18 protein-coding genes and 1 pseudogene are annotated in these 22,095 nt (G+C 53.8%); 9 read left to right on the forward strand and 10 right to left on the reverse strand.

All coding sequences use genetic code 11. The features are described from left to right. The first annotated feature begins 12 nt into the window (after window positions 1–12). On the forward strand, window positions 13–957 hold the full coding sequence (locus tag M2403_RS05755) for a metallophosphoesterase (RefSeq protein WP_259228712.1): 945 nt from the start codon (window positions 13–15) through the stop codon (window positions 955–957). Window positions 958–1,002: 45 nt separating this feature from the next. Here the strand turns inward: M2403_RS05755 and M2403_RS05760 are convergent, their stop codons facing one another. Continuing rightward, window positions 1,003–1,995, reverse strand: coding sequence for a 2-hydroxyacid dehydrogenase (locus M2403_RS05760; RefSeq protein ID WP_152326106.1), 993 nt, complete (start codon window positions 1,993–1,995; stop codon window positions 1,003–1,005). 237 nt (window positions 1,996–2,232) lie between these two features. Here M2403_RS05760 and M2403_RS05765 point away from each other — a divergent pair, with 237 nt between their 5' ends. From M2403_RS05765 to M2403_RS05775, 3 genes are read left to right on the forward strand one after another with little or no spacing between them, the layout of a single operon-like run. Next, the gene (locus tag M2403_RS05765) at window positions 2,233–4,959 is read left to right on the forward strand and encodes a YdbH family protein (protein WP_259228714.1); all 2,727 of its coding nucleotides are present in this window, start codon (window positions 2,233–2,235) and stop codon (window positions 4,957–4,959) included. Continuing rightward, complete coding sequence (locus tag M2403_RS05770) at window positions 4,956–5,150, forward strand: YnbE family lipoprotein (RefSeq protein WP_152326108.1); 195 nt, start codon at window positions 4,956–4,958, stop codon at window positions 5,148–5,150. The genes M2403_RS05765 and M2403_RS05770 overlap by 4 nt, the downstream gene beginning before the upstream one ends. Before the next feature lie 8 nt (window positions 5,151–5,158). After that, on the forward strand, window positions 5,159–5,497 hold the full coding sequence (locus tag M2403_RS05775; RefSeq protein ID WP_235937309.1) for a YdbL family protein: 339 nt from the start codon (window positions 5,159–5,161) through the stop codon (window positions 5,495–5,497). Window positions 5,498–5,623: 126 nt separating this feature from the next. Here the strand turns inward: M2403_RS05775 and M2403_RS05780 are convergent, their stop codons facing one another. Next, window positions 5,624–6,241 (reverse strand): FMN-dependent NADH-azoreductase, encoded by a 618-nt coding sequence (locus tag M2403_RS05780; protein ID WP_152326109.1) that lies wholly within the window; start codon window positions 6,239–6,241, stop codon window positions 5,624–5,626. A 300-nt stretch (window positions 6,242–6,541) separates the two neighbouring features. On the opposite strand from M2403_RS05780, the gene hrpA reads away from it, so the two are divergent. The 3 genes from hrpA to M2403_RS05795 all read left to right on the forward strand — a co-directional run bounded on the left by hrpA (window position 6,542) and on the right by M2403_RS05795 (window position 11,468). Then, window positions 6,542–10,435 carry an ATP-dependent RNA helicase HrpA gene (gene hrpA, locus M2403_RS05785; protein ID WP_259228715.1) on the forward strand — a complete coding sequence of 1,298 codons (3,894 nt, stop codon included), beginning with the start codon at window positions 6,542–6,544 and terminating at the stop codon, window positions 10,433–10,435. Between the two features lie 230 nt (window positions 10,436–10,665). After that, window positions 10,666–11,133 carry an STM2901 family protein gene (locus M2403_RS05790; RefSeq protein WP_259228716.1) on the forward strand — a complete coding sequence of 156 codons (468 nt, stop codon included), beginning with the start codon at window positions 10,666–10,668 and terminating at the stop codon, window positions 11,131–11,133. Continuing rightward, a complete protein-coding gene (locus M2403_RS05795) occupies window positions 11,133–11,468 on the forward strand; it encodes a DUF1493 family protein (protein ID WP_165057375.1) in 336 nt (111 codons plus the stop codon). The genes M2403_RS05790 and M2403_RS05795 overlap by 1 nt, the downstream gene beginning before the upstream one ends. A gap of 26 nt (window positions 11,469–11,494) precedes the next feature. On the opposite strand, the pseudogene tssD reads toward M2403_RS05795, so the two are convergent. Beyond that, window positions 11,495–11,785: pseudogene (gene tssD / locus M2403_RS05800) on the reverse strand (type VI secretion system tube protein TssD); the annotation flags it as partial. 292 nt (window positions 11,786–12,077) lie between these two features. Here tssD and M2403_RS05805 point away from each other — a divergent pair. After that, window positions 12,078–12,275: a hypothetical protein gene (locus M2403_RS05805; protein ID WP_165057377.1), complete on the forward strand. Its 198-nt coding sequence runs from the start codon at window positions 12,078–12,080 to the stop codon at window positions 12,273–12,275. Window positions 12,276–12,499: 224 nt separating this feature from the next. On the opposite strand, the gene M2403_RS05810 is transcribed toward M2403_RS05805, so the two are convergent. The 5 genes from M2403_RS05810 to rstA form a co-directional block, all read right to left on the reverse strand. Beyond that, entirely contained in the window at window positions 12,500–13,417 is a 918-nt protein-coding gene (locus tag M2403_RS05810; protein ID WP_259228718.1) for a serine protease, read from the reverse strand. Window positions 13,418–13,763: 346 nt separating this feature from the next. Next, window positions 13,764–14,183: an acid resistance repetitive basic protein Asr gene (asr, locus tag M2403_RS05815; RefSeq protein ID WP_259228719.1), complete on the reverse strand. Its 420-nt coding sequence runs from the start codon at window positions 14,181–14,183 to the stop codon at window positions 13,764–13,766. A 510-nt stretch (window positions 14,184–14,693) separates the two neighbouring features. Beyond that, a complete protein-coding gene (locus M2403_RS05820) occupies window positions 14,694–16,175 on the reverse strand; it encodes a carboxypeptidase M32 (RefSeq protein WP_165057383.1) in 1,482 nt (493 codons plus the stop codon). Between the two features lie 2 nt (window positions 16,176–16,177). Continuing rightward, window positions 16,178–17,503 carry a two-component system sensor histidine kinase RstB gene (rstB, locus tag M2403_RS05825; protein ID WP_152326118.1) on the reverse strand — a complete coding sequence of 442 codons (1,326 nt, stop codon included), beginning with the start codon at window positions 17,501–17,503 and terminating at the stop codon, window positions 16,178–16,180. Continuing rightward, window positions 17,500–18,231, reverse strand: coding sequence for a two-component system response regulator RstA (gene rstA, locus M2403_RS05830; protein WP_165057385.1), 732 nt, complete (start codon window positions 18,229–18,231; stop codon window positions 17,500–17,502). Before rstA ends, rstB begins: the two co-directional genes overlap by 4 nt. Before the next feature lie 360 nt (window positions 18,232–18,591). Between rstA and M2403_RS05835 the strand changes: the two genes are divergently transcribed. Continuing rightward, the gene (locus M2403_RS05835) at window positions 18,592–19,011 is read left to right on the forward strand and encodes a hypothetical protein (RefSeq protein ID WP_104922006.1); all 420 of its coding nucleotides are present in this window, start codon (window positions 18,592–18,594) and stop codon (window positions 19,009–19,011) included. A gap of 78 nt (window positions 19,012–19,089) precedes the next feature. Here M2403_RS05835 and M2403_RS05840 read toward each other — a convergent pair whose 3' ends face one another. Both M2403_RS05840 and M2403_RS05845 read right to left on the reverse strand, forming a co-directional pair. Beyond that, window positions 19,090–20,325 carry a cytochrome c gene (locus M2403_RS05840; RefSeq protein ID WP_152326120.1) on the reverse strand — a complete coding sequence of 412 codons (1,236 nt, stop codon included), beginning with the start codon at window positions 20,323–20,325 and terminating at the stop codon, window positions 19,090–19,092. Further along, the gene (locus tag M2403_RS05845) at window positions 20,322–22,085 is read right to left on the reverse strand and encodes a GMC family oxidoreductase (RefSeq protein ID WP_165057389.1); all 1,764 of its coding nucleotides are present in this window, start codon (window positions 22,083–22,085) and stop codon (window positions 20,322–20,324) included. Before M2403_RS05845 ends, M2403_RS05840 begins: the two co-directional genes overlap by 4 nt. Window positions 22,086–22,095 lie beyond the last annotated feature (10 nt).

The raw sequence follows: 22,095 nt of genomic DNA on the forward strand, positions 1-22,095 counted from the left end.
CCGGAGCATCTTATGACCGTCATCACCTCATCCCCTTTGTTATCGCAAGCGCAGGAACGGGCTCTGGGCAACGTGAGTGCTTTGTATCAGCTGCCGGATATGCATGACGCGGCAGTTTCAGGCGTCAGGCTGCGTTTCGGGCTGATAGCGGACCCGCAATACGCCGATGCCGATGTACAAAAAGAGCGTCATTACCGCAACAGCCTGAATAAACTGGCGACCGCGATTAATGAGCTGAATGATTTAAAGCTCGATTTCGTGGTTACGCTGGGCGACCTGGTGGATCGCGACTGGAGCAGTTATCAGGCGGTGCTGGCGCGCTACGAAGCGTTGCGCCATCCGCACGCCGTGCTCATTGGTAACCACGATGCGCAGGTGATTTCCCAACATCTGGCGGCGCAGTCTCCTGCGCTGGGATTGCCGAAAAGCTATTACCAGTTCAGCCTGCCGGGCTACCGTTTTCTGGTCATTGACGGCAACGACGTCAGTTTGTACTGCAATCATGCCAACGGCGAAGACCGTCAGCTGGCAGAATTTATGCTCGATGAACTGACCGAATGCCAGCAGTCGCAGGCGCAGCCGTGGAATGGCGCGGTAGGGCGTAAACAGCTGGAATGGATTGAGCAAAACCTGAAACAGGCGCGTGCGCAGGGTGAAACGGTGCTGGTGTTCGGCCATTACCCGCTGACGCCGGTGAACACGCATAACCTGTGGAACTGCGAAACGCTGGTGGAATTGCTCTGCCGCTATAACGTGCGCGCGTATTTCGCCGGGCACGATCACCGCGGGGGCTATGACCGGGTGGAAAACACCGATTTTATTACGCTCAAAGGCATGGTGGACGGGGAAAGCAGCCTGCCATTTTCATCCGTCACGCTGAACGGCGAAGTTCTGACAATCACTGGATACGGGCCAGAGGTGAGCAGGGTGTTGAGCCGCCAGGTTGAGTCTCTGTAACAAGCAAAAAGCCCGCCTTAGCGGGCTTTGAACATCATGACAGGGCTACGCCGTGAGCAGGTTCGGGCAGTTCTGCCCTTTGATCAGCTGATCGATGTTCATCAGCGTGGTTTCAGAAATGCTGGTCAGCGCGTCACTGGTCAGGAATGCCTGATGGCCGGTGAACAGCACGTTGTGGCAGGAAGACAGGCGGCGGAAAACGTCGTCGAGGATGACTTCGTTTGAGTTGTCCTCGAAGAACAAATCGCGCTCGTTTTCATACACGTCCATACCCAGCGCGCCGATTTTTTGTTTTTTCAGCGCGTCAATGGCGGCCGTTGCATCCAGCAAAGCGCCGCGGCTGGTGTTCACGATCATCACGCCGTCTTTCATTTTGGCAAAGGACTGAGCGTTAAGCAGATGATGGTTTTCCGGCGTCAGCGGGCAGTGCAGGGAAATGACGTCGGATTCTGCGTAAAGCGTATCCAGATCGACATATTCTGCGCCCAGCTCCAGTGCCAGCGGGCTTGGATACGGGTCAAAAGCCAGAATCCGCATTCCAAAACCTTTCAGAATCCGCATTGTTGCCACGCCGATTTTACCGGTGCCGATGATACCGGCGGTGCGCTGGTACATATTAAAACCAATCAGCCCTTCGAGTGAGAAGTTGGCTTCGCGGGTGCGCTGATAAGCACGGTGAATGTGGCGGTTAAGACACATCATCATGCCGACGGTGTGTTCTGCGACGGCTTCCGGTGAATAGGCCGGAACGCGCACAACGGAAATGCCCAGTTCTTTCGCCGCCTCAAGATCGACGTTGTTAAAGCCCGCGCAGCGCAGCGCCAGCGTTTTTATCCCCAGAGAAGCCAGTTCCTGCAACACTTCACGGCTGCCGTCATCATTGACGAAAATACAGACGGCATCTGCACCGGCTGCGGTTTTTGCAGTTTGCGGGGACAGCAGAAAATCGAAAAATTCCAGTTCATAATCGTAATGTTCATTGACCAGTTCCAGATATTTCCGGTCGTAATTTTTAGTACTGTAGACAGCCACTTTCATGGTGTTTCTCCGCAGTGAGTTTGAATCTCTGACGAAACCGTTTCCGACTGTTTTATAAGGAATAAACATTTTCAGAAACAATTCGCAATATGCCACCAAACTAACAGAGCATCGGGGTGCCGACAATTTTTCCTGTGCTATTTGGGTGCCGGATACTGGTATTTCAACCATCAGTTGTTACGCTAATTATGATATCTTGCGGGCGGTCAGACGATTAAGTGCAAAACAAGGCAAGTCATGAGGAACGGACTGAAGAGAAGCGCGCAAATTATCCTGAGTATAGTGGTGATTCTCGCGCTGCTGATGTGGGGGTTATGGAAAACGGTGCCGCGCTGGCTGCCGCCGGTTGCCAGCCACTGGCTCCCGAAAGGAACACAACTGACGCTCAGCGGTGCGCCGCACTGGTCGGACGGCGTATTGCAATTGCCGGGGCTGCGTTATTCCGCCGGTGAATGCGCGCTGGTGACTGCGGAAAATGCACGCCTGAGCAAAGAAGGCGGGCACTGGGCGCTCAATATTGATGCGCTGAAAGTCGATACCGCCTGTCTGGCGCAACTGCCAAAAAGTGACGCCTCAACGCCGCTCTCCGTGGCGGATTTACAACATCTGCTGCCCGACGGGCGCGTCAACGTGACGCAACTTTCCGTTACACCCTGGCAGCGTTATGCGGGACAAGTTCAGCTCAGCAGCGAAGGCGGCGTACAGCATCTGACCGTGAGCGGCGACGCGCTGAAACTCGACGCCGTACTCGGTGCCGACCGTACGCTGGCGATCCATTCGTTTAGCCTGATCCCGCCCGGCAGCGAACAACCTGTCACGCTCAGCGGCAAACTTCTTCTGCCCGCCACGTTCGATCAGCTGCCGGAATCCGGCGAGCTTCATGCAGAAATTCAAACCGCGCAGGTTCCTTCTCCGCTGGACATTCTTCTCAGCTGGCAGACAACGGAAGGCGAACTGACGCTGACGGAAAAAGGCAGCGATAAGCCGCTGGCGATTCTGCCGTGGAAACTCAACGGCAATGCATTGCAGATTTCGCAAGGGCAGTGGCGCTGGCCGTATGCCGCGCAGCCGCTGGCCGGTGGCGTTAACCTGACGCTCAGCGACTGGTCACCGGCGTTTGATCAGACCAATATCACCGCACGTCTTAACGTGCTGACGCAGGGCCACAACGGTAAAGCCAACGTAGTGCTGAGTATGGGGCCGGGGCGCATCGGGCTGCTCGACAGCCATTTAGGTTTCCGGCTGACCGGGCAGGCGAATTTGCAGGCGACGTCTCTGAGCGCCTCATTGCCCGGCGAACTGAGCGGTTCCGTGCTGAACCCGACCCTGTTACTGCGCAGTGGTTCGCTTCTGCGCGCCTGGGGAAAACCGACGCCGGAGCTGACCATCAGCGACGCGCGCTGGCCGCTGGCGGGTGTGAAAGTGTCGGCGCAGGGCGTGAGCGGGCCGTTGCAGGCGATTCTGAAAGCCAGCCACCGCTTCTGGGGGAAATTCGATCTGCACCTCAGCGGCAAATCGCAGGAATTCTGGCCGGACGCCGGGCAGTGGGATTTCAACTACTGGGGTAACGGGCATCTGCCTCCGCTCAGCGGTCGCTGGGATATGTCCGGCAAAGGGCAATGGCACGATAACCGGATCAGCATTAACAGCCTTTCGACCGGTTTCGACCGTCTGCACTACGGCCTGGTCGACGTGGAAGCGCCGCGCCTGACGCTGGATAAACCCCTGGTCTGGCTGCGCCCACCGGCTGCGCGATTCAAACCGCAATATCCTGATTTACCGACAGTATTCAAAGGCGACATCAAACTGGTGGCGAAGAAAATTGCGCTCACCAACGGCGGTTATCTGCCGCCTGCGACGCTGGTATTGCAGCTCAGCGGCGACAGCCCGGATCGTTTTGGCATGCGCGGTATGCTGGACGCCAGACCGATTGGCCCGATCCGGCTGACCGGACGCTGGGACGGCGAGCGTCTGCGCGGTGAGGCCTGGTGGCCGAAGCAGCAACTGACGTCTTTCCAGACACTGCTGACGCCAGATCTCAACATCAAACTGCGCGATGGGAGTTTCTACGCGCAGTCGGCGTTTTCCGCCGCACGGGGTCAGGGTTTTGTCGCAGGTGGTCACTGGGTGGTGAAAAATGGCGGGCTGTGGATGAAAGATGGCGACCTGAGCGGACTGGATTTCAGTCTGCCGTACCGTTTGCAGGATTCCGTCTGGCAGCTCGGCGTGAAAAAGCCCGTCACGCTGCGTATTGGCGAGGTTAATAATCTGGTGGCGATGAAAAATATCACCGCCGATTTACAGGGTCATTATCCGTGGAGCGAAGGCAAACCGCTGACGCTCACCAATCTGGGCGTGGATATGCTGCGCGGGCATCTGAGCCTGTCGGCGCTGAGAATGCCGCAACACGATGCGGCGGTGCTGAAACTGGAAAAAATCAATCTCAGCGAGCTTTTTACGGCGCTGAAACCCAAACAACTGGCGATGTCCGGCGTGATTTACGGCGAACTGCCGCTGTTTGTTGAGAATCCAAAATGGATCATTCAGAACGGGTGGATCAAAAATGACGGCGGCCTGACGTTGCGTCTGGATCCGCAATTTGCCGATGCAATGGCCAGCGGTAATTTTGCCAATAAAATGGTGGTGAGTCTGTTGCGCTACATGGAAATCAGCCGTTCCGACGCGCAGGTTAGCCTCGATAATCTGGGCATGCTGACGATGGCGGCGAAAGTCGATGGCGTGAACTACACCGATACGACTCACGGCGGCGATAAGGAAAAGCGAGAAATCGTGCTCAATTACACCCATCAGGAAAACATTTACCAGCTGTGGCGCAGTTTGCGTTTTGGCGACAACCTTCAGGACTGGCTGCAACAGGAGGTGTCATTGCCTGCTGATGCGCTGTCGAAAGGTCCGGTTTCTGCCGGACAGAAAAAGGAACAAACAGTGAGGAAGGAACAATGAAACTGCGACTCGTCGGGCCATCTCTGGCGCTCAGCGTGATGATGCTCAGCGGCTGTGTTCCGCGCATCGAGCTGGCGGCGCCGAAAGAGCCGATCACGATAAACATGAACGTTAAAATCGAGCATGAAATTCATATCAAAGTTGACAAGGATGTCGAGAACCTGCTGAAAAATCAAAGCGATTTGTTCTAGGAGCCTGTATGTCCGGAGTATTGTTCAAAAGATTCAGCCTGATGATCCTGGCCAGCGGATTACTGTTTTGCAGCCAGGCTTTTGCGTTAACGCTCAATGAAGCCAAACAGCAGGGGCGCGTGGGCGAAACGCTTTCCGGCTATCTGGCGCCTGTGAAGCAGGATGCAGAAAGCGTCGCGCTGGCGGCAAAAATCAACGATGCGCGCAAACAGCAATATCAGCAGGTGGCGCAGGATAATAACGTCAGCACCGACGACGTCGCCAGGCTCGCCGGGCAAAAACTGGTCGCCAGAGCCGCATCAGGTGAGTACGTGCGCGGCATTAACGGGAAGTGGTTGCAGAAGTAAAAGCAGGGCAGACGTGGCCCGAAAAAAAAGCGCGCCTTTCGGCGCGCAAGTGTTTTATCACAACCTCATCTGAGCGGGTCTGAAAGATTCTAAAATGAATGATGGCTCAGATTGTGATAACAGATGTTATGCAGCAGCCAGTTCTTTGATAGCTGCATCGATCGCTGCTTTCGCGTCGGTTTGTGCTTTAGTCGCCACTTCAGGACCGTAAGCAATACCTTCCGCGTAAACGAATTCTACGTCGCTCATGCCCAGGAAGCCCAGGAACAGAGACAGGTAAGGGGCAACCAGATCGCTTGCGGTGTCTTTATGGATGCCACCACGGCTGGTCAGAACGATAACGCGTTTGCCTTTCACCAGACCTTCAGGGCCTTTCTCGGTGTATTTGAAGGTCACGCCAGCACGAGCAACCAGGTCAAAATAGTTTTTCAGCTGAGTAGGGATGTTGAAGTTGTACATCGGTGCAGCGATAACGATCACGTCATGCGCTTGCAGTTCTTCAATCAGGGTGTTGGACAGTGCCAGTGCTTCTTCCTGACGTGGAGTCAGTGGCGCGTCGGATGGACGCAGTGCGCCAACCAGCTCGCCGTCAAGAACAGGGATCGGGTCAGCAGCCAGGTCACGAACAGTTACGGTAGAACCGCTGTTAGCGGCCTGATACTGTGCAACCAGGTAATCGGCCAGTTGGTTAGACTGAGAGAAGTTAGCCAGAATGCTTGATTTCAGAACGAGTACTTTGCTCATTATTGAGTTCCTTAACTGTGTGAACATAGGGGAGCAGATTTTTTAACCTGAACCTCCCCGGAATGGAACTTACTTTATTCACAAAGCTTATTCAGTGATAGCGCAATATTTCGAGACCTCCGTTCAGTATTTTTGAACAAGACACGAAAGGCTAAAAACGTCGAACTTTCTTCATCCTCAATAGCTTGTGTTAACATATTGGCAAACAGGCTCGTATGAACCCGCCTCAAATCATTTCTACTTCAGATGACGGATGCTTTGCTCATTCAGTCCGCTGACTTGCAACAAGGAATATCGAACGTGAAATCACCGCTCGCGGCATTATCAGCGCAGTTAGACGGGCTGATGCTACGTGACCGGCAACGCCTGCAACGTCGTTTGCAGGGTGCCAAAAAGACTTTTGATCAGAACACCAACCCTCAGGCCGTTGAAGCATTAACGGCTGAGCTTCAGAACGCCATTTCCGAAAGCCTGAAGAAAGTCACTGCCCGTGAAGCATCGCGGCCAAAAATCAGCTATCCGGAAAATCTGCCGGTCAGCCAGAAAAAAGATGACATCTTTAAAGCCATCCGTGACCACCAGGTGGTGATTGTCGCCGGTGAGACCGGTTCCGGTAAAACCACGCAGATCCCGAAAATCTGTATGGAACTCGGGCGCGGTATTAAAGGTGTTATCGGGCATACGCAGCCACGCCGTCTGGCGGCGCGTACTGTCGCCAACCGTATCGCCGATGAGCTGGATTCCACGCCCGGCAATACCGTCGGTTATAAAGTTCGTTTTAACGATCAGGTCAGCGATAACACGCTGGTGAAGCTGATGACCGACGGCATTCTGCTGGCGGAGATCCAGCAGGATCGTATGCTGATGCAGTACGACACGCTGATCATCGATGAAGCGCACGAACGCAGTCTGAACATCGACTTTATACTCGGTTATCTGCGCCAGTTGCTGCCGAAACGTCCGGATCTGAAAGTCATTATTACGTCTGCGACTATCGATCCGCAGCGGTTCTCCCGTCACTTTAATAACGCGCCGATCATTGAAGTTTCCGGCCGTACTTATCCGGTTGACGTGCGTTATCGCCCGATTGTGGATGATGCGGACGACGTTGACCGCGACCAGTTGCAGGCGATTTTCGATGCTGTGGATGAACTGGGTCGCGAAAGCATGGGCGATATCCTGATCTTCATGAGCGGTGAACGGGAGATTCGTGATACCGCCGATGCGCTGAACCGTCTGGACTTGCCGCATACCGAGATCTTGCCGTTGTACGCACGGCTGTCGAACAGCGAACAGAACCGCGTGTTCCAGTCACACGCCGGCCGCCGTATCGTGCTGGCGACCAACGTCGCGGAAACCTCGCTGACCGTGCCGGGCATCAAATATGTGATTGACCCTGGCACCGCGCGTATCAGCCGTTACAGTTTCCGTACCAAAGTGCAGCGCCTGCCGATTGAGCCGGTTTCGCAGGCGTCGGCCAATCAGCGTAAAGGCCGTTGCGGACGCGTTTCCGAAGGTATCTGTATCCGTCTGTATTCGGAGCAGGATTTCCTGTCGCGCCCTGAATTTACCGATCCTGAAATTCTGCGTACCAACTTAGCCTCCGTAATTTTGCAAATGACGTCGCTGGGGCTGGGCGATATCGCGGCATTCCCGTTTGTGGAAGCGCCGGACAAACGTAATATTCAGGACGGCGTGCGCCTGCTCGAAGAGCTGAACGCCATCAATAATGCGGTCGATGGCCGTTACTCGCTGACGCCGCTGGGCCGCCAGCTGGCGCAGTTACCGGTCGATCCGCGTCTGGCGCGCATGGTGCTGGAAGCGCAGAAAAATGGCTGCGTGCGTGAAGTGATGATCATCACCGCCGCGCTGTCGATTCAGGATCCGCGTGAGCGTCCGATGGATAAACAGCAGGCGTCTGATGAAAAACATCGCCGTTTTGCGGATAAAGATTCTGATTTCCTGGCGTTCGTGAATTTGTGGGATCACCTGAAAGTGCAGCAAAAAGAGCTGTCTTCGGCGCAGTTCCGCAAGCTTTGCCGCAGTGATTTCCTCAACTATCTGCGCGTGCGTGAGTGGCAGGATATTTACACTCAGCTGCGTCAGGTGGTGAAAGAACTCGGGCTGCCGGTGAACAGTGAACCGGCGGAATACCGCGAGGTGCATTGCGCACTGCTGACCGGTTTGCTGTCGCATATCGGGCAGAAAGACGCGGATAAACAGGAATATACCGGCGCGCGTAACGCCCGTTTCGCGGTGTTCCCGGGTTCCGGTTTATTCAAAAAACCGCCGAAATGGGTGATGGTGGCTGAACTGGTCGAAACCAGCCGCCTGTGGGGGCGTATCGCCGCCCGCATTGAGCCGGAATGGATTGAGCCTCTGGCGCAACATCTGGCAAAAAGCAGTTACAGCGAGCCGCACTGGGAAAAAGCGCAGGGCGCGGTGATGGCGACGGAAAAAGTCACGCTGTACGGTCTGCCGGTGGTCGCTGCGCGCCGGGTGAATTACGGCACGATTGATCCGGTGGTCTCGCGCGAGCTGTTTATCCGCCACGCGCTGGTGGAAGGCGACTGGCAGACGCGTCATGCGTTTTTCCGTGCCAATTTGCGTCTGCGTACCGAAGTCGAAGAACTGGAACACAAATCACGTCGCCGCGATATTCTGGTCGATGACGAGACGCTGTTCCTGTTCTACGAGCAGCGTATCGGGCAGGAAGTGGTGTCGGCGAAGCACTTCGATACGTGGTGGAAAAAGCAGCCGCAGGACAGCCTGAACTTCGAAAAAAGCATGCTGATCAAAGAGGGCGCGGGCAACATCAGCGCTCACGATTACCCGAACTTCTGGCATCAGGGCAATCTCAAGCTGCGTGTGACCTATCAGTTTGAGCCGGGCACTGACGCCGATGGGGTCACGGTGCATATCCCGTTGCCGCTGCTCAATCAGGTGAACGAGGAAGGTTTTGACTGGCAGATCCCCGGCATTCGCCGCGAGCTGATTATGGCGCTGATCAAGTCATTACCTAAACCGGTTCGCCGCAATTTTGTGCCTGCGCCAAATTATGCCGATGCGCTGCTCGGACGCATCAAACCGTTCGAAATGCCGCTGCTTGATGCGATGGAAAAAGAGCTGCGCAAGATGAGCGGGGTGACCATCGACCGTGAAGACTGGCATCTGGATCAGGTACCCGATCATCTCAAAATGACGTTCCGCATTGTTGATGAGAAAAACAAAACGCTGCGCGAAAGCAAGGATCTGACAGCGCTGAAGTCTGGCCTGAAAGAGCAGGTACAGCAGACGCTGTCTGCTGTAGCGGATGATGGCATTGAGCAGCGTGATTTGCATGTCTGGAGTTTCGACACGCTGCCGGAACGCTACGAGCAAAAGCGCGGCGGTTATGAAGTGAAAGCGTATCCGGCGATTGTCGATGAGAAAGACAGCGTCGCGATCCGCCTGTTTGACAGCGAACTGGAACAGCAACAGGCGATGCTCACCGGATTGCGGCGTTTGCTGCTGCTGAATATCCCGTCGCCGGTGAAATACCTGCATGAAAAGCTGCCGAATAAAGCCAAGCTGGGGCTGTATTTCAACCCTTATGGCAAAGTGCTGGATCTGATTGACGACTGTATTTCCTGCGGTATCGATAAACTGATCGCGGAATCCGGCGGGCTGGTGTGGCGTGAGGAAGATTTCGCGAAGCTCCACGAACATGTGCGCGCTAATCTCAATGACACCGTGGTGCAAATCGCGATTCAGGTTGAGCAGATCCTGACGACGGTCTTTAACATCAATAAACGGCTGAAAGGGCGGATTGATATCACGATGGCGCTGGCGCTTTCTGATATTAAAGCGCAGATGTCCGGCCTGATTTATCGCGGGTTCGTCACGCAAAACGGCTGGAAACGGCTGCCGGATACGTTGCGCTATTTGCAGGCTATCGAGCGGCGGATGGACAAGCTGGCGATGGATGCTCACCGCGACCGCGCGCAGATGCTGAAAGTCGAAAATATCCAGCAGCAGTGGCAGCAATGGCTGAACAAATTGCCGCCGGTTCGTCAGCAAAGCGAGGATGTGAAGGAAGTCCGCTGGATGATTGAAGAACTTCGCGTCAGCTATTTTGCCCAACAGTTGGGCACGCCGTACCCGATTTCAGATAAACGAATCTTGCAGACGATGGAACAGTTAGTCGGTAATTAATTGTATTTATTGACTTTAAAATTACCGGTTTTCCCTTAGTGGCACTCTGGGGCTGATGCCTCATAGTGCCATTTTTGCATCGAGTAGTTTGACCTTCGCATTATCATTTCATTCATCGCTGTTTTTGCAGTCTCTTGATGAGCCAGACATGGAGACGTTCATTCGATTTATTGAAAGTGGTTTAAGCGCGGCGTATTCTTAAACCCATTCTAATCAAATGGATATTGAGAATGGATACTACCGAAGAGTTGAGTGGAACTTATTTCTACCATGGTCATGCGAATGTAACTGCTCAGGAATTATTCTTGCTCATCTACGTCGAACGGTTATCAGAACACCTTGGTTTAGATGTAACCACGACAGCGATGCTTTTAGGTGGCCAGCCATGGATTCCTGTATCGGGGAAACTTTCCGCGATAAACAACACACCTGGAACAAGCGTTGTATCTAAGCTGGCACGCGCCTTACTTAAAGAGAAAAGAATACCTTTCGGTTTAAGACTCTCAGCTCCTATGGGAAAAGGAGCAAAAATAAAACTTGTTCCAACTAGCAAGATGGCTCCTTTTATTGGTCGCTGGATTCCGTGGTTGGGATACGCGCAGATTGTCATCATGCTTGAAATGGTTGGCAGGAGTACCAGAAACAAATACAACCTCATCGCAAGACCTGAACACCGAATCGCATGGACGTATTTCTAATGGACGAGAGGGATTTTGAAACGGAAATTTGTGAATATCTGACCAAGCATTATGGTTTCAGAAAGAGCTGGCGTGACCCTGAAATTGTTCCTGTTCAAAAACACTGGGGCATAAACGAAGGGGAATTTAACTTACTTCCTGAAGACGCCGAAGACATGCTTTTGGACGTTTTCACTAAGTACAGCGTCGATTATTTAGATTTTGACATGCTAAATTATTACGAAGCGGAGAGAGCCTTTTGGCAAAAGAAACTGCCACAACGAGAGTTAAAACCGCTAACTGTCGAAATGATTATTGAAGCTGTTAAAGTTGGGCGATGGTTTTACGATGATTAAAGAAAGGGACTTTCGTCCCTCTCAAACTAAGCTGTCTGACGGTCATTCCATGAATCGGCAAAGATGATATTGCCGTCGTTATGCTTCCACGTGATTTTCTCATACCGCAGTTCTACGGTTTCCAGATGGTTATCCTGAGGGTTATCGCTGGCAGCCATTGCCGGAGAAATCGCAACTATCCGCACTTTCTCCAAAAGCATGTTGAAATATTCCACTTCCTGACCGGCATCATTAATGCGGTACCACTTAATCTCAGCTGATTCGAGGTTCTGGCCTGTTGCCACAGCCTTGTAAATATAGGGGCTTGAGCAGTCGAAAATTTCCTTGAGTTTATGAAAATTTGAATAAACGTACGCCCGGAGATATGAGAGAGCAATGAATCGAATGCTGGGGAGGATATTTCAGAAGTTTATTATTGCTTGCCAGCCATGATTGAAAGCGAGGTTCCGGCGGATAAAATAGGGACACTCCGGAAGCATGAAAAGGGACATCCAAAATTGCAGACAATGGAACAGCGGGTCGGAAATTATGGGATTCGGAATGCAACCCTGGTGAAAAGCTTAAAATTTCTGCTAATTTTGAAACGGGCTTATTACCAGGGTGAATATTGTGATTGATGAAAAAGAACAAACCGGTTTAATTGGTCTGGCGATCGGCGCCGCCGTGATGGGGCTGATATCCGGTCAGACACCCATAAACCGCGAAAGTCTGATTGAAGAACTGCAAAAGCTTGGCCGTCAGAAAGGCGACGGCGTTGAGGATGAAGTCTTCGTCAAGGCCGCGCAGCTGGTGAGTAAAGGGCTTTAAACTGTATCAAATTGCAGGCAAAAAAAAGCCCGCAACCAGTGCGGGCAAGACGACATCAGTATTCGAAAACCTTGTTAGGGCAGAACAGAACCATCATACCCTCTGCGCAAAAATCTCATTCGTGAGTAAGCTGCATAAATAGCACGGTATTTAAGTGATTAGACCAGTTAAAAAATCAAAAAGGTCGCTTTTCAGCGACCTTTTTCGTTTTCGGATTCAATAAACTATTGCGCGGCAGGGGCGGCAGGGGCGGCAGGGGCGGCAGGGGCAGCAGGGGCAGCAGGGGAGCTGGCGCTGATCACACCGGAAGACAGTGTGCTCAGGGCGTCGCGTATTGCCGGCACGGCCAGCGCGCGGTTGTCAGCCAGATAACGATCCTGCGCCGCTGGTGCAGAGCTTTGAATCGCAATCAGCGACCAGCCTTCTGCATTTTTGATCAGAAGCGGAGAACCGCTGTCGCCCGGCAGTGTGTCGCAACGGTGCGAAAGCACGCCAGGCTGCGCCCAGCCGGTGATCTGACAGTCCTGATGGACATACAAATCATCCAGATGATCTTCCGGATATCCGGCCTGCGTCACCTTTCTGCCTTCCTGTTTCAGCACGGCGGTCAGGTCGTCACGCGAACCTTCCCAAAGTGGTAATGGCTTGATCGGCAGCGCAAGTTTTTCATCCGTCAGGCGGATCAGCGCGAAATCAAACGGTGCCGCTTTCGGTGGCACAATCCAGCCTTCGCCGTCAGCCTTTAGTTTCTTGCCCAGTTTAGGGTCAACCAGCGTTTGTAATGCGGTGATCTGATAACGCCATTTCTGGTTATGCGAAATGAAACGCAGGGCGATCACTTTGTCGATTTTCCCCGGTGGCGCCAGTACACAGTGGCCTGCGGTGAGAACCAGATGTTTAGAAATTAAGGTTGCGGTACATAAATTGCCGCTTTCCGTTTCAATCTGACCGATTGCCTGCCACGGCCAGTGTGCGGCGGCAGCAACGGGAGTGCGCTGATCGTGTCCGAAGAACAGGGCGGTTTTTTCTTTAAGGCTGATAGCAGGTGCGTCGCTATCTGCATCATCCGGAGAATCTGCATGAACGAGAGGGCTGGCGGTAAAACAGAAAAAGCACAAAAACAGCGGTAACGCGATGCGCATAACATTCTGACCTTGAAACAGGGAGAACCCGTGAACCAGTTATTATGGAACGATTATAGACGGTTATCTTTCTTGATGGATATATTTGTCTGATAACTCAATCTTTTGAGCAGACGGCGGGTGCCATCTCAGGGTACTTCACAATGACATCAGAAGTAGAAGAACAGGGTGATCAGACCGCAGAGGATCAGAGAGCACAGGGTGATTTCGAACAGGTAGCGGCGCAGCATCTTCCATCAGTACCTCAAGATAAAGAACCGGAGAAAAAAACACCCGGCGAACCGGGTGTTAAGTCATCAGTCTTGATAATGGTGAGTAGATACGCTCACAAAGACTTCTTTACGACTTATGCTGCTGGAGTTGCTTTTGCAGCTGGAGCAGCTTTCTTAGCATGTTTCACGTGTTTTTTAGCAGCCTGCGCTTTCTGAGCTACCGGAGCAGCTTTTTTAGCGTGTTTCACGTGTTTTTTAGCAGCCTGCGCTTTCTGAGCTACCGGAGCAGCTTTCTTAGCGTGTTTCACGTGTTTTTTAGCAGCTTGCGCTTTCTGAGCTACCGGAGCAGCTTTCTTAGCGGCTTTTTTGTGTTTTTTAGCAGCCTGAGCTTTCTGAGCTACTTTCTTATGAGTCTTGTGCTTAGCAGCATGCGCTGGAGCAGCAGTAGTCGTTGCAGCAGCGGCTGGCGCTGGAGTTGCTGTAGTTTCAGCAGCGAAAGCGACAGAAGACAGACCCATTGCAGCGGCTACAACCAGAGCTAATACTTTTTTCATCTTTAATTCCTCGGAATTTCGTTTAAGTGTCCACCCCACTGCGGGGCCGGTATGAAGAATACTAGGCGGGTTCACTCACGAAGTCCGTGAGTGATTGGTTTCGGCGTGTAACGGAATGTACAAACTGGGGATTTCAGGGAAATCAGTGAGTTATGCGATGGGGCGCAGCGCTGGCGGTTCGGTACCTTTTAGAAAGGTGAAATTTTGGTTTTTCATGTGCCGTTGCCGCGGCACTGGCGGCTTAACATTATTTGGACCGAGAAAGTTCCGGTTTTTCAATAACAGTTATCACTCAGCGGCTCGCGCCGAAACCGACCAAAAGGGGGACCGCGCAGCGGCAAGTTTTCGCGGCAATAGCTGTGGCACCTGAAACATAGCCAGCCAGCGGCAGCGCGCAGTGAAAGAGCCCGGGGTTCTCAGGGGTGGCGGCGATAAGCCACCCCTGAGGCACGTTTGGGTGACAACCCAAGGTCTTGAATTTGAATTCAAATTCAATGCCAGGCTGCTGCCTTACAGGTATCTATTCTCCAGGTGTGCCCTGAAGAACCCCGGATTCAGTGTCTCCCCGGTGGCATTTTTAATCAGCTGATCCGTCGAGAACCGGCTACCGTGTTGCCAGATATTCTGCTGCAACCACTGGAACAACGCCGTCAGGTCGCCGCGGGCGATATCTTCCTGCAAAGTGGGGATCGCTTTGTTGGCGAACTGGAACAGTTGTGCGGCGTACATTGCGCCGAGCGTGTAGGTCGGGAAGTAACCAAAACCGCCGTCGGTCCAGTGGATATCCTGCATACAACCGTCGCGGTAATTCCCCACGGTATCGATACCCAGATATTCCTTCATCTTGCTGTTCCACAAGGCCGGGATATCGTCGACTTCGATTTCGCCTTCCATCAGCGCTTTTTCAATTTCATAACGCAGGATGACGTGCGCCGGATAGCTGAGTTCATCGGCGTCAACGCGGATGAAGCCCGGCTGGACGCGCTGGTTCAGCTTGATGAAGTTGCTCTCGTCCAGCCCCGGACGCTGACCGAACTGTTCAATAACCAGCGGATATACCGACTTCAGGAATGGTTCGCTGCAACCCAGTTGCATTTCAAACAACAGGCTTTGCGATTCGTGAACGCCCATTGAACGTGCGTTGGAAACCGGCTGGCCCAGCCATTCTTTCGGCAGGTTTTGCTCATAACGTGCATGACCGGTTTCATGGATCACCCCCATCATGGCGCTGAGGAATTCATTTTCGTTGTAACGCGTGGTGATACGCACGTCTTGCGGAACACCACCGCAGAACGGGTGAGCGCTGACGTCCAGACGACCGGCATCAAAATTAAAGCCCAGACGATCCATGACTTTCAGGCCGAGCTGACGCTGTTTTTCGATGTCAAACGGGCCTTGCGGCGCAATGCGGGATTCGGTTTTCTGCTTTTCCACCACGGTTTGCAGCAGGTCCGGCAGCCAGGTCTTCAGGTCGCCGAACAGAGCGTCGAGTTTCTGCGAAGTCATACCCGGTTCGTATAAATCGAGCAGGGCGTCATAACGGCTGATACCCGCGGCCTCTGCGCGCAGTTTGGCTTCTTCACGGCTCAGTTTTACGACTTCTTTCAGGTTATCGGAGAAACCTTCCCAGTCGTTGGACTTGCGCTGAATACGCCATGCCTGTTCGCAACGTGCGCCAGCCAGTGATTTTGCCTGTACCAGACTTTCCGGCAACAGTGCTGCCTGCTGATAATGACGGCGCATTTCACGCAGGTTCGCCTGTTCCACATCGTTCAGCTGCTCGCCACCGGCCTGTTCCAGCCATTCGCCGACCTGTTTCGCAGTGAGGATCTGATGCGTCAGCACGCTCAGTTCAGCCAGCGCTTCGGAGCGCGCCTGGCCGCCTTGCGGAGGCATCATGGCCGCTGCATCCCAGCCTGCAATCGCCGATAAATGGCCGAAGCGGGATAAACGGGCGAAGGTGTCATGCAATTTTTTATACGCGATGGTCATTATTAGCTCCCTTCCTGGTTTTGGTCAGGCTGTTCAACAGCCAGATTGAATAGGGGTTTTACCGGCCAGCTGAAACGCATGCTGGCTCCGCCGAGTGAACTGCTTTCAACCGCAATGCGTCCCTGATACGCCACGGCGATAGAGTGGACGATTGCCAGCCCGAGCCCGCAGCCACCGGTTGCGCGGTCGCGGCTTGGATCGAGGCGGACAAAGGGTTCGAAGATGCGTACACGTTCTTCTTCCGGAATACCGGGGCCGTCGTCTTCGACCTGCAAATGGGCTATTTCGCCATCGAGCCACAGGCTGATGCGCAGCATTTCCTGAGAATAACGCAGGCCGTTGTTGACCAGATTGTCGAGCACGCGCTCCATCAGCCGTAAATCGACGCCGCCGAAATCGAGGTTTTCCGGCGCCTGATAAAGGATAGAGCGTTCGGCGTTGATCAGTCGGAAATCATCCACCTTGTCTTCCAGCCAGTGCGCCAGATTCACTTTTTCCAGATTCAGCGCCACCTGCGGGCGATCCAGACGGGCGTAGGTCAGCAGCTCATCAATCAGTGCTTCGAGTTGCCCGATGTCGCGGTTAATGGCGTTTTGTTCGGACTCCGGCAGGTTCTCGCTGATGGCCAGCCGGTAACGAAGACGTACCAGCGGCGTGCGGAGTTCGTGGGCGATGCCGTCAATGAGCTGTTTTTTACTCGCGACCAGCGTGCTGATATTGTCCGCCATCTGGTTAAATGCGACGCCCAACCGGTTGAGGCTGGAGGTCGAATCAAAATCGATGCGTTCGTCGAGATGACCGTTACCGAGGCGCAGCGCGGAGTTTTCCAGCCGCAGCAAATCCTGCCAGTGCGGACGCATCCACAGGAAAACCGGCAGCGCGAGAGACAGGCCGATGAAGATCAGTAATCCCAGGTCGAGCAGCCGCATTTCGTGCATGTAAAACAGATACGGGATCGGCCCGACCACCAGCACGTAATGGCTGCGCGGGACACGCTGGATAAAGGTGTATTCGTCGTCGAGGGCAATAATCTCGCCGTCTTTCAGGCGCTGATCCAGCGCCGGGCTGAGTTTGCGCTTTCCAAGCGGTTCAATGTGGAGTTTGAAAGACAGGTTCAGATCCAGCGTGTTGATGGTCTTGTTCCAGTCTTTAATCGGAATTTCCCTGAGCTCACTGCGCATCAGGTAAAGCGAGCTTTTCATCAGGTCGTTCATGGACTGACGACCGGTGCGTTCGGCGGTGACTTTGTACACCAGGCCGACCAGCATCGCCATCACCAGGAAACAGACCAGCAGTAACAGAAAGAACTGAACGAAAAGCTTTCTCATTCCTGCAGAGACTCCCAGGCGTTCGGAGCAAACAAATACCCTTTATTGCGCACGGTTTTGATGCGGAAAGGTTCGAGGGTATTGTCGTACAGTTTTTTGCGCAGGCGTGAAATCGCCACGTCAATGCTGCGATCCAGCCCGTCATAGCTCACGCCGCGCAGGTTTTTCAGCAACGCTTCGCGATCCATGATGCGTCCCGCGTGTGTCGCCAGTTCCCACAGCAAATCAAAGTCTGAGGTGGAAAGAATGATGGTTTCATCCACCAGCGTGACTTCGCGGTTCACCGGATCAATGCACAGCTGGCCGAAGTGGAGGGCGTTGCCGCTTTTCAGCGTCTGAACCGGTTGTTCATTTTGCGTGGATTGCACCGGGTTCTGGCGCAAATGCAGCCGTAACCGTGCCAGCAGAACGGCCGGCGGCGTGGTTTTAAGGATGTAATCGCTGGCGCCCATTTCGAGCGACAAAATGTGGTTCATATCGCTGTCGAGCGAGGTCAGCAGCACGATCGGGCCGGGGAAAATAGGGCGCAAATCGCGGCATAACGTCATGCCATCTTTGCCCGGCAGCATGATATCCAGCAGGACAAGATCGGGTTTTTCTTTCTCAATACGCGCCTGCGCCGTGTCACCACGGGGCTCGACCAGCACATCGATATCATGTTTACCCAGATAGGCGGCGATCAGGTTGCCGACTTCTGCATCATCTTCTACAAAAACGATTCTATTCATTGGCTTGCTGTTATAAGAAATCCGGTGAGTAGCATAGCGTGACACGTCTGCTGACGCTATCGCGGTAGCGTAATAGAACGTGACATTTTTGCGGCATAAATTCCATATCCGCTAAATACTTTGGCATAATTCTGAAATGCTAGCAAAGTGCGTTTCAGTGACGGAAAGCGCCTGAACCGACTGGCAAAGTGTTGTTGAATTATGCCATTATACAGACGAATAAATTTAGCTTCATAAATTGATCTGCATTATCTATCTGCCGGCAGATTCTTTGTCAGCAGGCAGAGCACTGAGCACACCTTCGCACGTTCTGTACAGACGTTCAAATGAACAGGCCCTGACCAGGAAGAGGAAACGGGGATGAATGAAAATCGCCTGGTACCCGATGCGCGCAGTCAAAAAGCGTCCTTTGACTACATGGAATATTTGTCCGCATCCTGCAAAAAGAAATGGAGTTTTGTCGACGCTATTTATGGCGTGATGCCGTTCTTCGGCATGGTTCTGAAATCCCGTTCAAAAAAAGATAAATCGAAGCAGGAAGCCTTGCGGGCACTCGCGTTGCAGGTGGTTTCCACGCAGGTCAGTGACGAAACGAACATCGTCCGGCTGATTGAACTGGCAGAGCAGCAAAATATGTACAGCATCGATATCAACCTGCCGTACTCGCTGACCGACGACCAGCTCACCGCTATCAAAGTGGAATGCAAACATCTGGTACAGCTGAGTCAGAACAACGATCACCTGTTAGTGCAGATTATGCAGATGCCTTCTCAGCACTGACCGTTCAGCGCCAAAATCTTCAAACGTCTGTAAGAAAAAAGGCCGCTTTCGCGGCCTTTGTCCTGTCTGACGTCCGGGTTATTTCTTCAGCTCTGCGCGTAAATCTTTCACATCGCTTGCCGAAACCGGTGCCGCGGCATTTCCCCAGCTGTTACGGATGTAAGTCAGCACGTTCGCCACGTCCGTATCACTCATATTGGCATCAAATGACGGCATAGACGGCGCGGTCGGTTTGCTGTCGGTCGCTACCGGACGGCTGCCTGCCAGCACAACGCGGATCAGGGATGTCGCGTTTGGCTGGTTGATCAGCGCGGAATCGGCAAGGCGCGGGAACAACCCTTCCTGACCCATGCCGGACGGCGTGTGGCAGGCGGAACAGCGGTCGGCATAAATATTTTTACCGGCGACCATCGCGCTGTCTTCGGCTTTGACCGGAGAAGGCGCGGTGCTGCCGCTGTCGTGACCGCTGTCTTTCAGATAAACCGCGACGGCTTTGAGATCCGCATCCGTCCAGTGCTGCGACGAATTCGTCACTTCTTCTGCCATCGGGCCGGAGGCAATATCGAAACGGTTAGAACCGGTTTTCAGATATTGCATCAGATCTTCCTGCGTCCAGTTGCCGATACCCGTGTGTTTATTGCTGGTGATGTCCGGCGCAACCCAGTTTTCCACCACAGCGCCTTGCAGGAACTCGCTGTCTTTATCGCCGCCAATCATGTTTTTCGGCGTATGGCAGGTGCCGCAGTGGCCGAGCCCTTCAACCAGATACGCGCCACGATTCCATTCCGCGGATTTATCCATCTGCGGTTTGAATTCGCCTTTTTTGAAGTTCAGCCAGTTCCAGCCCATCAGGCTGGCGCGCACGTTGAACGGGAACGGCAACTGATTGGTTTCCACTTCGTGATGCACCGGTTGCAGGGTTTGCAGATACGCCCAGATGGCGGCGTTATCTTCGCGGGTCACTTTGGTGTACGCCGTGAACGGCATCGCGCCGTACAGACGTTTACCGCCGTGGCCCACGCCTTCGGACATCGCGCGCTGGAAGTCATCGAAAGACCATTTACCGATACCCGTTTCCGGATCCGGCGTGATGTTGGCACCGACTAAACGGCCAAACGGCGTTTCGATCGGCACGCCACCGGCGAACGGTTTGGCATCTGGCGTTGAGGCAGTGTGGCAGGCCGCGCAGTCGCCGACGGTGGCCAGATAGCGCCCCCGTTCAACCTGCTCGAAAGAGCCGTCACCGGCGGCGTGTGTCAGGCCGGAAACGCTGAGTGCCAGCAAGCCGAGTGAGAATGACGTTAACTTTTTCATGCGATCATCTCTCCCGGTTTTTTCAGGTAATAGTTACGGATCGCATGAGCGGCTTTAAACGCCAGTGCGCCAACGGTGCCGGTCGGGTTGTATCCCGGGTTCTGCGGGAAGGCCGATGCGCCGACCACAAACAGGTTCGGCACGTCCCAGACTTGCAGGTGTTTGTTCACGGAACTGGTGGACGGATCTGCACCCATCACAAATCCGCCGACGACGTGAGACGACTGATACGGCGTACCGTTCCAGTGGCCTTTCATCGGGTTGGCAACAAGCTGACGCGGGTTCATCGCTTTCGCAATTTCTGCCACTTTACCGGTGCAATACGCTGCCATTTTCAAATCGTTTTCCGGGAAATCGAATGTGACACGCAGAAGCGGGCGACCCAGACGGTCTTTGTAGTTCGGATCGAGTGACAGATAGTTGGTTTTGGTGGTGTAGCTGCTGGCCTCACAACCGATAGACATCGAACTGAGATAGTTGGCCACGGTGGCTTTTTTCCACTCGGAACCCCATTTAGGCGTTCCCGGCGGAACAGGGCGGTAGCCGATGGGCGCGCCACCGATTGGCGTGACGCGGATACTGCCGCCGCCGAAGAATCCGAGGCCACTGTGGTCGAAGTTATCGTTGTTAAAGTCATCAATGCCCATCCCGACCGCACCTGCGCCGATGAACGGGTTGAAGTTCTTGTCATCGAAGAACAGCTGCACGCCGTTGGCCGTCTGATACGCGTAATTACGGCCGGTAGTGCCCTCTAACGTGACCGGATCATAAGGTTTACCGATGCCGGAAAGCAGCATCAGGCGGACGTTTTCAAAGGTGAAGGCGCTGACGATCACCAGATCGGCAGGCTGTTCCCATTCGTCGCCGGAAGAGTCGATGTAAACCACGCCCGTCGCGCGTTTGCCGGTGGAATCTTTCAGCACCTGCATCACTTCACAGTTGGTGCGGGCTTCGAAATTCTCTTTGCGGATCAGCGCCGGCAATACGGTAGTGATGGCGCTGGCTTTAGAGTAGTTGGCGCAACCGTAGTTGGTGCAGAAACCGCAGAATGTACACGGCCCCATTTTGACGCCGAGCGGGTTGGTGTAAGGCTCGGAAATCAGCGAAGAGGGGACCGGGAACGCTTTGTAACCCATGTTGCGTGCGGCTTCGGCAAACAGCGTCGGGCCGTAAGGCTGATCCATCGGGCGGGTCGGATATTCAATCGAGCGCATGCCTTCATACGGGTTACCGCCGTCGCGATGCTCGCCGTTCACGTTGCTGGCTTTACCGGAAACCCCGGCGATGCGTTCAAACGAGGCGTAGTGCGGCTCCATTTCTTCCCAGTCGGTTCCCCAGTCCTGCAACACCAGTTCTTCAGGAATGGCTTTTGCGCCGTAACGTTCGGTCAGATGGCTTTTAAGGCGAAATTCGTCCGGCTGGAAGCGGAAAGTAATGCCCGCCCAGTGGTTGCCTGCGCCGCCGGTGCCGTTGCCCGGATGGAATGAGCCCCATTCACGCATCGGTAAGGCGGTTTGTGCCGGGTTGTTACGGATAGTAATAGTGTTCTGACGCGTGCGTAACATCAGTTCCTGGCGGGAGTTGTAACGCAGTTCGTCGGCGACGGTGGCTACGTTAAAATCGCGCGCCGTATCACGCCACGGGCCGCGTTCGATAGCCACAACGTTGAGGCCTTCGTCACACAGTTCATTGGCGATGATCGAGCCGGCCCAGCCGAGCCCGATAACCACCACGTCGGTTTTAGGTAATTTCTTTGCCATAATGTTTTTC

The sequence above is a fragment of the Rahnella sp. BIGb0603 genome (genome assembly GCF_024808755.1).
GTDB lineage: Bacteria > Pseudomonadota > Gammaproteobacteria > Enterobacterales > Enterobacteriaceae > Rahnella > Rahnella contaminans.